At 62.0% G+C, this 15,458-nt stretch carries 16 protein-coding genes; 11 read left to right on the top strand and 5 right to left on the bottom strand.

Annotation, left to right across the window (positions count from 1 at the left end; translation table 11 throughout):
* Window positions 1–34: 34 nt before the first annotated feature.
* The 5 genes from ABSB13_RS01685 to ABSB13_RS01665 form a co-directional block, all read right to left on the bottom strand.
* Window positions 35–1,063, bottom strand: a complete 1,029-nt coding sequence (locus ABSB13_RS01685; RefSeq protein ID WP_428104959.1) for a hypothetical protein — start codon at window positions 1,061–1,063, stop codon at window positions 35–37.
* Window positions 1,064–1,225: 162 nt separating this feature from the next.
* On the bottom strand, window positions 1,226–2,245 hold the full coding sequence (locus ABSB13_RS01680; protein WP_428104957.1) for an alpha/beta fold hydrolase: 1,020 nt from the start codon (window positions 2,243–2,245) through the stop codon (window positions 1,226–1,228).
* A 19-nt stretch (window positions 2,246–2,264) separates the two neighbouring features.
* On the bottom strand, window positions 2,265–2,753 hold the full coding sequence (locus ABSB13_RS01675; protein ID WP_428104955.1) for a hypothetical protein: 489 nt from the start codon (window positions 2,751–2,753) through the stop codon (window positions 2,265–2,267).
* A 12-nt stretch (window positions 2,754–2,765) separates the two neighbouring features.
* Window positions 2,766–3,641: a TIGR03620 family F420-dependent LLM class oxidoreductase gene (locus ABSB13_RS01670; RefSeq protein ID WP_428104953.1), complete on the bottom strand. Its 876-nt coding sequence runs from the start codon at window positions 3,639–3,641 to the stop codon at window positions 2,766–2,768.
* Window positions 3,642–3,996: 355 nt separating this feature from the next.
* A complete protein-coding gene (locus ABSB13_RS01665) occupies window positions 3,997–4,449 on the bottom strand; it encodes a GNAT family N-acetyltransferase (RefSeq protein WP_428104951.1) in 453 nt (150 codons plus the stop codon).
* Between the two features lie 26 nt (window positions 4,450–4,475).
* On the opposite strand from ABSB13_RS01665, the gene ABSB13_RS01660 reads away from it, so the two are divergent.
* The 11 genes from ABSB13_RS01660 to ABSB13_RS01610 all read left to right on the top strand — a co-directional run.
* Window positions 4,476–5,276 (top strand): enoyl-CoA hydratase, encoded by an 801-nt coding sequence (locus ABSB13_RS01660; protein ID WP_428104949.1) that lies wholly within the window; start codon window positions 4,476–4,478, stop codon window positions 5,274–5,276.
* Window positions 5,277–5,323: 47 nt separating this feature from the next.
* Window positions 5,324–6,544 (top strand): cytochrome P450, encoded by a 1,221-nt coding sequence (locus ABSB13_RS01655; RefSeq protein WP_428104947.1) that lies wholly within the window; start codon window positions 5,324–5,326, stop codon window positions 6,542–6,544.
* Window positions 6,545–6,576: 32 nt separating this feature from the next.
* On the top strand, window positions 6,577–7,875 hold the full coding sequence (locus ABSB13_RS01650; RefSeq protein ID WP_428104945.1) for an MFS transporter: 1,299 nt from the start codon (window positions 6,577–6,579) through the stop codon (window positions 7,873–7,875).
* 40 nt (window positions 7,876–7,915) lie between these two features.
* Window positions 7,916–8,398, top strand: coding sequence for a DUF192 domain-containing protein (locus tag ABSB13_RS01645; RefSeq protein WP_428104943.1), 483 nt, complete (start codon window positions 7,916–7,918; stop codon window positions 8,396–8,398).
* Between the two features lie 64 nt (window positions 8,399–8,462).
* Entirely contained in the window at window positions 8,463–8,819 is a 357-nt protein-coding gene (locus ABSB13_RS01640) for a hypothetical protein (protein WP_428104941.1), read from the top strand.
* The gene (locus tag ABSB13_RS01635; RefSeq protein ID WP_428104940.1) at window positions 8,816–9,523 is read left to right on the top strand and encodes a hypothetical protein; all 708 of its coding nucleotides are present in this window, start codon (window positions 8,816–8,818) and stop codon (window positions 9,521–9,523) included. The genes ABSB13_RS01640 and ABSB13_RS01635 overlap by 4 nt, the downstream gene beginning before the upstream one ends.
* A gap of 107 nt (window positions 9,524–9,630) precedes the next feature.
* Window positions 9,631–11,181 (top strand): acyl-CoA carboxylase subunit beta, encoded by a 1,551-nt coding sequence (locus ABSB13_RS01630; protein ID WP_428104938.1) that lies wholly within the window; start codon window positions 9,631–9,633, stop codon window positions 11,179–11,181.
* 168 nt (window positions 11,182–11,349) lie between these two features.
* The gene (gene accC / locus ABSB13_RS01625) at window positions 11,350–12,864 is read left to right on the top strand and encodes an acetyl-CoA carboxylase biotin carboxylase subunit (RefSeq protein ID WP_428104936.1); all 1,515 of its coding nucleotides are present in this window, start codon (window positions 11,350–11,352) and stop codon (window positions 12,862–12,864) included.
* A gap of 15 nt (window positions 12,865–12,879) precedes the next feature.
* Window positions 12,880–13,383: a biotin/lipoyl-containing protein gene (locus ABSB13_RS01620; protein WP_428104934.1), complete on the top strand. Its 504-nt coding sequence runs from the start codon at window positions 12,880–12,882 to the stop codon at window positions 13,381–13,383.
* A gap of 38 nt (window positions 13,384–13,421) precedes the next feature.
* The gene (locus ABSB13_RS01615; protein ID WP_428104932.1) at window positions 13,422–15,095 is read left to right on the top strand and encodes an acyl-CoA mutase large subunit family protein; all 1,674 of its coding nucleotides are present in this window, start codon (window positions 13,422–13,424) and stop codon (window positions 15,093–15,095) included.
* Window positions 15,096–15,240: 145 nt separating this feature from the next.
* The coding region (locus tag ABSB13_RS01610; RefSeq protein ID WP_428104930.1) for a pyruvoyl-dependent arginine decarboxylase at window positions 15,241–15,458 on the top strand (218 nt) is incomplete at its 3' end.

Below are 15,458 nucleotides of genomic sequence, written 5' to 3'. Positions count from 1 at the left end.
CATGATTTACGTGACAGGCCGGTGTTTTAGCGGTTTAAGAATATCTCCAAAAGTTTTCGTCGCCGATGGGCCAAAACGTACCTCCCGGATCGGACCCGACGCCGACAGCATAGCGGCAGGCGAAGCCGAAGAAATGTTCCTTGGAAGAGATACCGTCGTATCTCACAAAGCCGAATACAACCAAGTGCCTCTTACCTTCAACGACGAGCATTCGATTCTGTTCGGTCAATTGGCCGCCTTCGAGGAACCGCTCACTGGCGCGGTCTTCGGTGGGCGGAAGAATCCATCCACGCGAGGGTTGCGGCAATGGCCCATAATTGAAGGGAATCGGAATTTGACCTACCATCGCGAACCGGATCAACGACTGCGTCAGGAAAGCGGGGCTCTTGCCGTAGTTCTTTATCTTGAACGTAAGGCGCAGCGTTCGCGGCATCGTCAACTGTTGATGTTCCGGAAGTGCTGCGAGAGATTTTTTCTCGCCTTCGATTCTCTCCTTGAATCCTTCCATCTTGAAATCCTGCACAATGATGTGTGGACGCTCAGCGCCAACGCGCGCCCTTTCTCCAGTATCGGCGCTCTTCGTGGCAGCGTCGGCGGCTTGTTGAGTAGCTATGAGAGTCGCAGTCAGCGTTCCTGTTTGCTGTTGCGCGGCTTCCGCGCTTTGCTGCGCCGCTATCGCGGCAGTCTCAGCCAACTTTGCCTGACGATTGATCGCCAGCAGCGTGAAGAAAGCGATTACCGCATAGACCGAAGTGACGCCTGCCAATATCCAGTCGGTGAGACTCGGAAGGAGTCTTTCGCGCTTGGATTTTTGCTCCTGCTGATCGGATGCGGAACTGCTCACTACACCAGCCGGTGTTGGATTGATTGGGGCCAGCCGCACCGGAGTCTCTGTTTCGCCGCGCTGGCTTGGTGCTGCTTTCTGTTCGGGCAAGCCTTTATTTATTTCGGCCCTTGGTGGAACTGGTGATGGTAATGGACTTCCGACGACGCTGTTTCCGGCGCTTAGAAATAATGCCGACGCTATCAGGATCAACGCCGATAATGGCTTTGAGAGCTTCATGGAACGTCAGCGGATGGAGTGATGCCAGTTTTGCTTTTGGCATAATACTACCTGTCGCGGGAATGGCAATCGGAATTGTCCGCCCATGTCCACAACTAGATGACTGGCTTTGTCCGGCTGAGGCCGACGCCAGTGTGCCGACCGCAGCGCGCGTGCGGACTGCTAGCGGCCGCCTTCTTCTTGCTTGATTACGAAGATCAGCGACTCGGCGAAATCGTCAGGATGCTCGAGTTGCGGGTAGGCGCCGGAGGTCTTGAAGACGACCGTGGCCGAACCGGGCATCGCAGCGTGCATCGCCTCGCCCTCGGCGGCCGAGAAGAACGGATTTTTCGCGCCCCAGATTATGATCGTGAGCGTGTTGAAGACCTGGCCGATTTTGGAGCGGATGTGCGCCTCGTCGCGAGGCACGGAATCGATCATTTCGGTCTCGGCCTGAAGGTCGTTGCCGAGTTCACCCATCATGCGCTGGTAAATGAATTCGGGCATCGGGGGCAAATCGAAGAAGCTCGCCTCGACCTGCGCGCGGATCGCGTCGGGCGTCGTCGGCAGCATCCCCTTGCGAAGTTTTTCAGCGCCGCGCGCACCCACCAGACCGCCCGACACCAGGACCATCCGCTCGACTTTGTCGGGATGCTCGACGGCGTAGTAGAGCGCGACGTCGGCGCCGAGATCGTTGCCGACCAGGTTGACGTGATCGAGCTTCATCTCGTCGATCATCTGCGCGACCGCCTCGGCTTGGTACGCGATCGAATATTTGACCTGCTTGTGATCGGATGAGGCGAAGCCGGGCAGGTTGGGCGCGATCACTTTGTAGTGCGCGTCCGCCACCAGCGGCATGATCCCGCGCCACACCAGCGCGGCGTTCGGACCTAGCCCATGAATCATCACGACCGGCTCCTGTTCCGAGTAGCCGCCGGTGATCAGGTAGGTGATCAGCCCGTCCTTCAGCGCAAGATCGTTCTCGGCTACCCCGGACCATCCCAGCCGCGAGATCTGAATCCATCGCAGGACATCGATGGGCCGCAGGTACATCGCAGCCGCGAAAATTCCGAGAAAAATGGCGGCGAGCGGGCCCGCGATATTGATCCAGGTATGGCGGCGGACTTGCGGAGTGAGATTCTCGGCGCGAATGTCGGCTTCGGTCGGCGTGCGGGCTGGTTGCGATTTGACTGGCTCAGCCACTGCGCTTGATCGAGGCGCGCTATTTCCCAGGCGGCGGCGCGGGGGCCACGGCCGAGGTCGTGACGCCGTCGGAAGTCGCGGATGCTGCCGCGGACGCGGCGGGCGACGCGGAGGCCTGCGCGGCCGGGGCGCCGCCCGAAGACGCAGACGCAGAGGCTGAGGCGCCCGACGGGGACGCGGCCTTGCGGGCCGACTTCGTCAGGTGCGAGGCCCGGCGCCCGTGACTTGCGGCGGCGCGGTCTCGTCGCATTTGATCGAGATGATCGGCGACGCGGTTGATTTCGCGGGTCGCGTCTTCAACCGCCCTAGTCGCGCGTTCTGCCGCCTCGGTCGCCTTGTTTGCGGCCTCGGTTGCCTGGGCCGCAGACTGTTCGGCATGCGCGGCGGCTTGATCAGCCTTGGCGGCCGCGGCTTCGGCCTGCGCGGCCTGCTGCGCGCCTTGCGACGCGCATCCAGCGACCGCGATCGCGAGGACCAGGACCGGCAATCTGGAAAACAGTTGGCGCATCGACGACACTCCTCAGCGCTGAGCGAACGCCGCAACCGTGCGAAGGTCGGGCAGCGGCGAGCCGTCGGCCCGGAGCGGCAGGAGGCAGACGTGAGAGGCGCCGGCCTTGAGGTGCGCGTCGATGCGATCGCGAATCTTGTCCTCGGCGCCCCACGCCACGATGGCATCGACCAGCCGATCGGAGCATCCGTTTTCGAATTCCTTGTCAGCCCATCCCAGCGCTTTGAGATTGTTGGTGTAGTTGGGCAGGCGTGGAACGTAGGTCTTCATGTACTCGCGCGCCGCGGCGCGGGCTTTGGCGGCGTCGGTTTCCAGGATGACGGCCTGCGCCGCGCATAGCATCGCGTTCGGCCCGATTTGTGCGCGTGCCTTTGCGGTGTGCTCGGGCGGAACGAAGTAGGTGTGCGTGCCGTTGGCCTCGGCCGCCGACAGCGCGAGCATCTTGGGATGCAGCGCGGCGAGCACCACGGGCACCGGCTCCTTGGGCGCCGGCGCCAGGTAGAGCGCGTTCTTCATCTTGGGCAGATACTCTTTCATGTAGCTGTAGGGCTTGTCGTAGTTGTGGCCGCGCAGGTTGGTGACGAGCGGCTTGTGACTTACGCCGATGCCGAGCAGGAAGCGGCCGCCGGAAAGTTCGGCGACGGTTTTCGACGCAGCCGCCATCGTAACCGCGTCGCGAGCCCAGATGTTCGCGATGCCGGTTGCGATGGCGAGGCGATCGGTATGGCAGAGCAGGTACGCGGCGTGCGCGAACGGCTCGCGGCCGACGGCCTCGGGGATCCAAAGCGCCTTGTAGCCATTCTTCTCGACCAGTTTGGCGAACTCGGCGGTGTCCGCCGCGGGCATCGCGTCAAGGAAGAACCATATTCCGACTTTTCCAATATCCATGACTCTAGTAAGTAACGCGTCCGGGAAAAATGAACAAGGCAAGTGCAGGGCTGAGCCCTGCACTCTAATCACCTGCGCGGTGGGCGGCAGGGGGCAGGGGTGACCCCTGCACTCAGTGTTAAGGCCGCGCTCCGTTGTCGCGCGCGGGGTCTTGATACTGGCCAGCCGTGCCAACGCCCGGGCGTGGCCCATGCGCCTGATATTAAAACAAAGATGCGGCCTGACGGCCCGTTAGAACTTTTTTTTGTGTCATCCTGAGCGTAGCGAAGGAACCCGGATCCGGGATTCTTCGCTGCGCAGACTCCGCTCTGAATGACACGGGCGGTCGCGCGGCAGGGGTGCCCCTGCACCCGAGTCAGGAAGAAAACGAGCCAGTGCCCGGGACAGGTGCGAGGAACTTCACATAGATGAGTTCCGGGTCGCCCTCGTCGAGATTCTCGATGTAGCCGCTTTTGACGAAGCCCAATCGATCGCACAGCCGCTGCATCGGCAGGTTCGACTGATTGGTCGAAGTGAATAACTTGCCGGTCTGACAATCGAGCTCGGCCGCGCGCATCAGGGCGCGGCCAAGTCCGCGGCGGCGGAAATCGGGATGCACGATCAGCAGGCGCACGAAAAATTGCTCGAAGAAGCTTTCATCGGCGATGACGAAGCCGCGCACGACTACGTCGACGCGCGCGACTGCGACGCGGCCGTTGGCGCAAGCCTCGCCGATAAATCTGCGCCGTGGGGCGCCGGCATGGACAGTTTCGTCGAGCGCGCAAATGTGCGCAAAATCCTGACTGGAAGCCCGCTCGATTATCGTCATGATTCTCGCCAGAGGTACCAATATCCGTGAACGATGAAACTTCAGTCGATCCGTTGATAGTTCGCCGCGAGGCTCCGCTTGGATGGCTGGTGCTGAACCGGCCGCAAGTCCGCAACGCGCTCAATCTTAGGACCTGGCAGCGGATTGCGGAAGGTGTCGCGGAACTGGCGAGCGACGACGCGGTTCGCGTGATCGTCATGCGCGGCGGTACGCCGCAGGCGTTTATCGCGGGCGCGGATATCTCGGAGTTCCCGGCGCTGCGATCCGATGCGGCGCAGGCGCGTGCGTATCGCGACGCGCCCAACAATGCAATCGCGGCGCTGGTCGAATGCCGCAAGCCGATCGTCGCGATGATTTCCGGGGTATGCATCGGGGGCGGCGTGCAGGTCGCGCTCGCCTGCGACATCCGGATCGCGGCGCGCGGGACACGCTTCGGGGTTCCCGCCGCGCAGCTTGGACTGGCGTATCCGCTGGAAGGCGTCATCATGCTCGCGCATACGGTGGGCCCCGCCAACGCGCGTGATATCCTGCTGTCGGCGCGGCTGTTCGACGCGGAAGAGGCTCTGCAGATGGGGTTAATCAACCGCGTGGTCGATCCCGAAAAGCTCGAGGAAAACGTGCGCGACTACGTGCTCAAGATGGCGAGCAACGCGCCGCTGACGATGGCTGCCGCCAAGCTGGCGATTGGCGAGAGCCTCAAGGATCGCGAGGAGCGCGACGTGAAGGCGGTTTCGGCGATGGTCGCGCGATGCTTCGACAGCGAGGACTATCGCGAGGGCGTGCGCGCATTTCTGGAAAAGCGCCGGCCGAATTTCAGGGGCCGCTGAGCAGCCGGATTTATCGGGTCGAATCGAGAAGCGGAGGTGATCTGACGATGAGCGAAACAACCGCGCCCGGGGCGTCGCAGAATTTCTACTTCAATCCGTGGGACGAGAACTTTCGCGCCAATCCGTATCCGCATTACAAGCCGTTGCTCGCAGGTCCGCCGCGCATTATCGATTTGTTCGGGCCGGTCGCGATGGTCACTCGCTACGCCGACGTGATGGCGGTGCTGCGCGACCATGCGCACTTCTCTAGCGAGCGGCCGCGCGATCCCGCCGAACCGCGCAACGAGGGACCGTTTGCCGGCGCACGCACGATGCTGTTTTCAGATCCGCCGACGCATACCCGGCTGCGCCGCCTGGTCTCGCGTGATTTCACGCCGCGGCGAATCCGCGAGCTCGAACCGCGAGTCCGCGAGATCGCGAAAAATCTCATCGACCATGCCCAGCGCAAGGGCGAGCTCGAAGTGATGAGCGGGTTTGCCAACGCGCTGCCGGTGATGGTTATCGCAGAGATGCTCGGCGTGCCGCCGGACCATTATGAACGGTTCAAGCACTGGTCCGACACGGTGGTATCGGGCGAAAACACTCTGCCGGGGACTCCGCTGCCGGAGGGATTTCATACGGCGGTCAAGGCGCTGCGCAGCTATTTCGCCGAGGAGATTGACCGGCGGCGCAAGCATCCCGGCTCCGACCTGATAAGCGCGCTGGTCGCCGCGCACGACGACGCCGAAGCGATGAACGCCGACGAATTGCTGGCGTTCGTGCTGCTCCTGCTGCTGGCGGGCAACGAGACCACGACCAATCTGATCGGCAACGGGATGCTTGCGCTCGGGCGCAATCCCGCGCAGATGAATCTGCTGAGGCAAAGGCCGGAGCTGATGGCCAGGGCGATCGAGGAGATCCTGCGCTACGACGGACCGGTGCAGTCCACCGTTCGCTACACGAAGGAAGACATAAATCTGGGCGGGACCAAGCTGCCGGCCAACCAGGGATGCTTCGTAATCCTTGCCGCGGCAAATCGCGATCCCGCGCAGTTCGAAGATCCCGATCGTTTCGACATCACGCGCGAGCCCCGCGACCACGTCGCGTTCGGCGAGGGAATCCACTTCTGCATCGGCGCGCCGCTGGCGCGGATGGAGGGTGCGATCGCGATCGGCGCGATGCTCGAGCGCTTTGGGCGGCTGCGGCTGAAAGATCCCGCGATGAAACCGGCTTACAAGGGGTCGTACTTTCTGCGCGGTCTCGAGTCATTGCCGGTCGCGATCGATTGAATCCCGACGATCGATCCCGCGCCGCGCCGGATTTGAAATCCGAATCCGCGGCTGCGCCTGAGGAAGCGGGCAGGAGTATCCACCTTGGGCTGTTCGGCAGGACGCCGCCGTTCACCAGGCGCCAACGCCGGGTGTTCTTGATCGCGTCGACAGCGGGATTTTTCAACGACTACGATCGCGCGCTGTTAAGTCTGGCGCTCAAGCAGGTCCAGGCGGGGCTCAAGATCGCGGAGTCGCAGCTTGGCGCGGTGCTCTCGATGATCCGGCTCGGCTACCTGCTGACCTTGCTGCTCACGCCCTTTGCCGACGTGTTCGGGCGCCGCCGCCTGCTGCTCTACACGGTGATGGGCTACACGGTTTTCACCGGCCTGAGTGCGGTCGCACCGGGAGAGCGGACGTTCGTCATGTTCCAGATTGTCGCGCGCGCGTTCGCGGGCGCCGAAGCCGCGGTCGCGATGGTGATAGTGGCGGAGGAAGTTGACGCGGCCCATCGCGGATGGGCGATTGGGCTGCTCGGCGCGGTATCGTCGAGCGGCTACGGCCTGGCCGCGATCGTGTTCGCGTTTATCAACGTAATTCCATACGGATGGCGCGGGCTGTATGCGATCGCGCTGGTGCCGCTGGTGCTGATTATTCCGCTGCGCCGGGTGCTGCCTGAAAGCGCGCGCTTCGAGAAGGAGAAACTCGAAGGGCTGCGGCCGGTGAAGGTCTGGCAGCCGCTCGTGCAGTTATATAGCGCGTACCCGGGACGGCTCATGATGATGGTGTCGGTCGCGTTTCTTGCCTCGATGGGCGCCAGCGCCGCGGGCCTTCTGTTTCCGAAGTTTCTGCAGGAGACGCATCATTGGTCGCCCGCCAACGTCTCGTCGTTGTTTTTCTTCGGAGGAGCGCTGGGAATATTGGGCTCGATTATTGCGGGCCGCCTGAGCGACCGCTATGGCCGGCGCGTGATGGGCGCGGCGTTCATGTTCCTGTCGCCGATCCTGACTATCTGGATGTACACGGCGCCGGGTTGGTCAATTGTTCCGGCATGGATACTGGAAGAATTTTTCGACATCGCGGCGATCACAATCCTCAATGCGTACAGCGCGGAGTTGTTTCCGACCTCGTATCGTTCGACGGCGGGAAGCGCGCTGGCGGTCGCGGGCACGAGCGGCGGCGCACTGGGGCTGTTGTTCGAGAGCGTGCTGTTCAATATCACCGGCTCGCACGCGCGAGATGTCCGCTGCCTGACGGTCTTCTGGATAATCGCGCCGGCGATCATCTGGTTCCTTCCCGAGACCTCGGGACGAGAGCTCGAGGAAATCTCGCCCGAAGCGAATCCGATTTGATTTCGCGGGGCTCATCGACGCGCTAGATTTGCGCCTGAGCATGGGAGCAACGTTGCATCGCCGCTTGCCCGTCCGATTCGGCCCGTTTGCGATCGTGGTCGTCGTGCTCGCGTTGCTCGGATGCGCACGCGGTCCATGCGTCACGATAGTCGGCGCTGACGGCACGCCGCGCGCCACGGTTGCGGTCGAAGTGGCGAACACGGCGGCGCAGCGCGAGCTCGGCCTGATGTATCGCAAGCATCTCGACGATAATGCGGGGATGATCTTCGTTTTCCCGGATGCGGCGACGCGGAAATTCTGGATGCACAATACGGTGATTTCGCTCGACATGATTTTCGCGGACGCGGCGGGCCGGGTGCTGGGAATCGTCGCGAACGCGGAGCCGTTTTCCGACAAGCCGGTCGGCGTCGAGGGCGACGCGGAGTATGTGCTCGAAGTGAACGGCGGATTCTGCGCGAAAAACGCAGTCAAGGCCGGCGACCGATTGGATTTCTCGGGATTTTCAACCCACGCCTCGGAATAGCCTTTCCCATCGGTGTGTATCTCAAACTTTGACAAGCGGTCTTCGAGATCGGTAACCTCAAATTGTGAATAAGAGAATTCTGATCACCACGCCCTTCCCGTCTCTGGACGACGTGGCAAGAGAACTCGGCATCTCGAAGTCGCGCCAGAAGAAGATCGAAAAGTTGGTGGAAGGAATTATTGCATCCGACACATCTGAGCCGCGTGTACTAATGCGCAGAGGACTGGACAGCCGCCATCGTGACATCGACGGAACTATCGAAAAGAAGCGCGATGACACCTTAGTACGGACCTTAAGGAAGGAATATGGACCTGAATTTGCGCCGGGCTATCGGAGTGACGCAAAGCTTGGGACCGTTAAAAGGCGGGAAGGTGCCGACTCGTTGAGTGAATTACTCAAGCCTCGCAAGCGAAGAGCTTGAGCAAGCCGGATTCCAAAAGAGGGGGCGCGAATAAAGCCATTCCTCGAACCGGCCGTAAGAGGCTGCGCTCTTCAAGGGGCACAAGGATACAACCCTCCGCATTTCTGAACGTCCCATACGACGAACAATATGAGCCCCTGTACCTCGCCTTCATCGCGGGCTTGTGCGGCTTCGGCCTCGTTCCTCGCGCAACTCTCGAAATTCCAACCAGCGACCGCAGGCTGGACCGAATCGTGAAGCTGATGCGTAGCTGCCGATATTCATTTCACGATCTTTCGCGAATCCAGGTCGATCGCGAGAAGCCGCGCACGCCCCGATTCAACATGCCTTTCGAGCTGGGACTCGCAGTAGCATGGGCAAAGATTGCCAGCCCAGCACATCGATGGGTTGTACTCGAAGAGGTTCCTTATCGCCTTACAAAATCGTTGAGCGACCTGAATGGTACCGATCCGCTCATTCATCACGGCAACGCCGAAGGTGTTCTCGAAGCGTTGTCGAACGCGCTTTACAGGAACACCAGGAGTCCCAATTTCAACCAGCTGGAAATGATCTATCGCGACTTGAAGGCGGCAGCATCGCAGTTCAGATCGGGCAGAAAAGGCGGCAGCCTGTTTGAAGCACGTGCGTTCAAGTGGCTGGTGCTGGCGGCTCAATCGCTTGCTGAGAAACAGGTGGCACCATTGATCCGTCGCAAGCGCGCCTGACGACCCGCTTTAACCCGCCGCGAACATGCGGTATCTATGCTTGCCGGTGGCGCGTGACGGGCGCTTGTTTGCCGGGCGTCTATCCAGCTTGATTGCGGTTGTGAAAAATGGGCCTTAAAGAAAATCTCGAACGACTTCAGCAACTCACCCGCGAGGCGGAAGCGGCCGGCGGCCATGATCGGCTCAAGAAGCAGCGCGCACAGGGCCGCATGACCGCGCGCGAGCGGGTCGAGTTTCTCCTCGACCGCGGATCGTTCGTCGAGATCGACAAGTTCAAGACGCATCGAATCACCGACTTCGACATGGCGGAGAAAAAAATCCCCGGCGATGGCGTCGTGACGGGCTACGGCACGATCGACGGGCGGCAGGTGTGCATCTTCAGCCACGATTTCACGGTCTTCGGCGGCAGCCTGTCGGGCGCGTTCGCGGAGAAGGTCTGCAAGGTGATGGACCTCGCGATGAAGACCGGATGCCCGGTGATCGGGCTCAACGACGGCAGCGGCGCGCGAATCCAGGAGGGGGTCGTGTCGCTGGCGGGCTACGCGGATATTTTTCTGCGCAACGTAATGTCGTCGGGAGTGATCCCGCAGATTTCAGCGATCATGGGACCGTGCGCCGGCGGCGCGGTATATTCGCCGGCGATGACGGACTTCATCGTGATGGTGCGCGATACGTCGTACATGTTCATCACCGGGCCCGACGTGATCCGGGCGACCACCCACGAAGAGGTCACGATGCAGGAGCTTGGCGGCGCCGATACGCATAGTCAGAAGTCGGGCGTGTGCCATCTCGAGGCCGACGACGACGCGGGCGCGCTCGCGATGATCCGCGAGCTGCTTTCATACATGCCGTCGAACAATGTCGATGACCCGCCCTTCGTCGCCAGCGCTGACGACCCCGCCCGCTGCGACGGCGCGCTCGATTCGATCGTCCCCGAAAATCCCAACAAGGCTTACGACATGGGCGAGATCATCGGGCGCGTGGTCGATGACGGGCAGTTCCTGGAAGTGCAGAAGGACTACGCGCACAATATGCTGATCGGGTTCGCGCGGCTCGGCGGCTACTCGGTCGGCGTGGTCGCGAATCAGCCGGCGTTTCTGGCGGGATGCCTCGATATCGACTCGTCGGTGAAGGCGGCGCGATTTGTGCGCTTCTGCGACGCGTTCAATATTCCAATCGTCACGTTCGTGGATGTGCCGGGTTTTCTGCCCGGTAGCTCGCAGGAGTTCGCCGGAATCATCAGGCATGGCGCGAAACTGCTCTACGCTTTCTGCGAGGCCACCGTGCCGAAGGTGACGGTGATAACCCGCAAGGCTTACGGCGGTGCGTACGACGTCATGTCGTCAAAGCATATTCGCGGCGATTTCAATTTTGCGTATCCGAGCGCCGAGATCGCCGTGATGGGACCCGAGCAGGCGATCAACATTGTTTTTCGCAACGAGCTCGCCAAGGCCAAAGACGCAGTCGCCGAGCGCGCGCGGCTGGCCGAGGACTATCGCAAAACTTTTGCCAATCCGTTCAAGGCGGCCGAGCTTGGCTATATAGATGAAGTGATCATGCCGCGCGACACGCGTCCCAAACTGATCGGCGCACTGAAGGCGCTCGCGAACAAGCGCGACAAGAATCCGCCGCGCAAGCACGGCAATATTCCACTTTGAGCAACAGCGTCCCGAGCAGCACTGGCCCCGCGCGACAACGGAGCGCGGTCTTAACACTGGGTGCAGGGGTCACCCCTGCCGCGCGATTAGCTCGCGTGGGCCGGATTCAGTATACAATTTGGAGAGCGTGAGCCCGGTCTGAAAGACGGCCGGAGCCGGGGAAGATTGATGTTCAAGCGGATTCTAATCGCCAACCGCGGAGAGATCGCGGTACGGATCATCCGCGCATGCCGCGAGTTGGGAATCGAATCGGTCGCCGTCTATTCGGACGCCGATCGCGCCGCGCTGCACGTGCGCGAGGCCGATCACGCCTACCCGGTCGGCCCGGCGCCCGCGGCCCAGAGCTATCTTAACACCGCGAAAATCCTTGAAGCCGCGAAGTCTTCCAGGGCCGATGCGGTTCATCCGGGTTACGGCTTTTTCTCTGAACGCGCCGCGTTTGCGCGCTCGGTGCAGCGCGCCGGACTGACCTGGATCGGGCCGCCGGCGGACGCGATCGAGCGGATGGGCGACAAGGTCGAGGCGCGCAAGTTGATGTCGGCGGCGGGAGTGCCGGTCGTGCCGGGCTCGCCGGGGACGCTGGAGACCGAAGCGGAAGTAGCCGCGTTCGCGAAAAAAATCGGGTTTCCGATCATGGTGAAGGCGGCCGCGGGCGGCGGCGGCAAGGGACTGCGCTTCGTCGAGAACGACAAAGACCTCGCATCAGTAGTGCGCACGGTCGCCAGCGAGGCGAAGTCGTCATTCGGCGACGGGCGCCTTTACGTCGAGAAATTTCTGAAGCGACCGCGCCATATCGAAGTGCAGCTGCTCGCCGACGCGCACGGCAACATCGTCCATGTCTTCGAGCGCGAATGCTCGATTCAGCGGCGCCATCAGAAGGTCGTCGAGGAATCGCCGTCGCCGTTCATCACGGCGAAGATGCGGGCGGAGATGGGCGAGGTCGCGGTGCGCGCGGCCAAGGCGGTGAACTACGTCAGCGCGGGAACGATCGAGTTCCTGGTCGACGCGGAGCGCAACTTTTATTTCCTCGAGATGAACACGCGCATCCAGGTCGAGCATCCGGTTACCGAGCTGGTGACGGGCGTGGACCTGGTGCGCGCGCAAATCGAAATCGCCGCGGGCGCGAAGCTGCCGTTCAAGCAAAAGGATCTCACGCAGCGCGGATGGGCGATCGAGTGCCGAATCTATGCGGAAGATCCGGCGGCCGGCTTCGCACCGGCGCCGGGAAAGATCGAGACGCTCAGATTTCCCGACGGTCCGGGCGTGCGCAACGACGCGGGCATTTATGCGGGCGCCGAAGTGCCGGTGTTTTACGACCCGATGATCTCGAAGCTGGCGGTGTGGGGCGCGGATCGCGAGCAGGCGCTCGACAGGATGCGGCGCGCGCTCGGCGAATTCGTAATTTCCGGCGATCTGCGCACCAACCTCGACTTCCATCGCTGGATAATGACGAATCCCAGGTTTTTGAAAGGTGATTTCGATACCTATTTTATCGACCGCGAGTACCATCCGAATGAAAACGGCGCCGCGCCGCGCGGTGCGGAGCTGGCGGCGATTTTTCTCGCGGCGATCGCAGCGCAAAAAAACACCAATCACAGCAACGGCGCCGGCGTGCAGCCGGCGGCCGCGCCGAATGCATCCGCATGGCGGATGATCGGCCGGCTTGACACGCTGCGGAAATAGCCGGGACTCTTATCGATGCGATACCTCGCGACGGTTGGCGGCCAGGAGCACGAAATCGAGATTGAAGAGCTCGCCGTGGACTCGTTCGCGATTCGTTTCGGTGAGAATCGTTTCGAAGCCGATTTGCGCAGGGTCGGCCCCGGGTCCTTTTCGGTGATTATCAACAATCGCTCGTTCGATTTTGACGTGGCGCGCGACGGCGAGGAGACCGTCGTCGCATCGCGAATCGGATCGACGCGGCTCACAGTCGCCGATCCGGCGCGACGGACGGCGCGTGCGGCCGGCAAGCGGCGCGAGGTCAGCGGCCGCGTGGAAATAAAATCCGCGATGCCGGGCCGGATCGTCAATGTGCTGGTCGCGCCGGGAGACGAAGTCAAGGCCGAACAGGGAATCATCATCGTCGAAGCGATGAAGATGGAAAACGAAGTCAAAGCGCCCAAGGCCGGCAAAGTCGTGGAAGTGAAGGTGGTCGCGGGCCAGGCGGTCGAGAAGGGCCAACTGATGATGGTCATCGAGTAGGCGAGGCGGCAGGACTGGACTGGCAGAGGCAGGTTACGATGCCTGAAGACGATCGCAAAATCGCGTCCGCCCGCAAGGATTGGGAGGAACGCAAACTCAATCCTTCGCTGAAGCGCGGCGCCGAGCGCAAGCCGAAGTTCGTCACCAGCTCGGGAATCGAAATCAAGCGGGAGTACGATCCCGAAGACCTCAACGACTTCGATTTTGTCAGCGAGCTGGGCTTCCCCGGCGAGTATCCGTTTACGCGCGGCGTGCAGCCGACGATGTATCGCGGACGGCTGTGGACGATGCGCCAGTACGCGGGCTTCGGCAGCGCGGAGGAATCCAACCGCCGCTACCGATACCTGTTCGAGCAGGGTCAGACGGGGCTGTCGGTCGCGTTCGACCTGCCCACGCAGATGGGCCGCGACTCGGATCATCCGCTGGCCGAGGGCGAAGTCGGACGCGTCGGCGTGCCGATATGCTCGCTGGCCGACATGGAGACGCTGCTCGCCGAGCTGCCGCTCGACAAGATTTCCACCTCGATGACGATCAACGCGACCGCGTCGATCCTGCTGGCGTTGTACCTGGTCGCGGCGGAGCGCCGGGGGGTGGGCTGGGACAAGGTCAACGGCACCATCCAGAACGACGTGCTGAAGGAATACGTCGCGCGCGGGACGTACATCTATCCGCCGCGCGGCTCGATGCGGATCATCACCGACATTTTCAGTTTTGCGACGAAGGAAGTTCCCAACTGGAACACGATATCGATCTCCGGCTACCACATCCGCGAGGCCGGCTCGACCGCGGCGCAGGAACTCGCGTTCACGATTGCCGACGGGATCGCATACGTTGATGCGGCGCTGAAGGCGGGGTTGGAAATCGACGCGTTTGCGAGCCGGCTGTCGTTCTTCTTCAACGTGCACAACAACTTCTTCGAGGAAGTCGCGAAGTTTCGGGCGGCGCGGCGGCTGTGGGCGAAAATAATGAAGGAGCGCTTCGGAGCGAAGGATGAACGCTCGATGATGATGCGGTTTCATGCGCAAACCGCGGGCTCAACCCTGACCGCGCAGCAGGTGGAGAACAACGTCGTGCGCGTGACGATGCAGGCGTTGGCGGCGGTGCTGGGCGGAGCGCAATCGCTGCACACCAACTCCAAAGACGAGGCGCTCGCGCTGCCGACGGAAGCCTCGGTGCTGCTCGCGCTGCGCACCCAGCAGCTTATCGCGCACGAGTCGGACGTGGCGGACACGATCGATCCGCTCGGCGGTTCGTACTACGTCGAACGGCTGACGACCGAGCTCGAAAAAAAGGCGGTCGAGTACCTGTCGAAGATCGACGACTTTGGCGGCGCAGTCGCCGCCATCGAGCGCGGCTACATGCAGCGCGAAATTCAGAACGCCGCATTTATTTATCAGCGCGAGATTGAAACCAGGCAGCGAATTATCGTAGGGGTCAATCAGTTCACCGGGGGCGGCGAACCGCCGGGGGAAATCCTGCGGGTCAAGCCGGAGCTCGAGGCGAAACAGAGGGCAGGCGTTGCGCGCGTGCGGGCAGATCGAAACTCGCAGACGGCGACCAAGGCGCTCGCGCGGGTCGAGGCGGCGGCGCGCGACGGGCAAAATCTGATGCCGCCGATAATCGATGCGGTGCGCGGATGGTGCACGCTTGGAGAAATTTCGGACGCGATGCGCAAGGTGTTCGGCGAGTACATACCGGTGAATACGGTGTAGTATGGCATTGCGCGGGCGGAATCATCTCGAGCAGAGCGCAGTCGCAAAGGGGGCGGCGCGTGGCGGATTTCGCGGGCGTCGCAAAGCAACTGGAATTATGACAACTAACCGCGGCGAACCGCGCAACCGATCGGAGAGAAAATAAATGGGGCCGATCCCGAAGGGGACATTTTTGACCAAGGGTGTGGGCCGGCACCGCGAGAAGCTGACTTCTTTCGAGCTGGCGCTGCGTTCCGCGGGAATCGCCGAGTTCAACCTCGTGCGCGTCAAATCGATTTTCCCGCCCAACTGCAAACTGCTCAGCCAGCAGGAAGGCTTGAAGTACCTGACGCCGGGGCAGATCGTTTTTGCGGTGATGAGCGA

The organism is Binatus sp. (SeqCode) (assembly GCF_050013435.1).
Classification (GTDB): Bacteria; Desulfobacterota; Binatia; order Binatales; family Binataceae; genus Binatus.
Note: the sequence above shows the minus strand (reverse complement) of the source record. Positions and strands in the feature narration are given on the sequence as shown.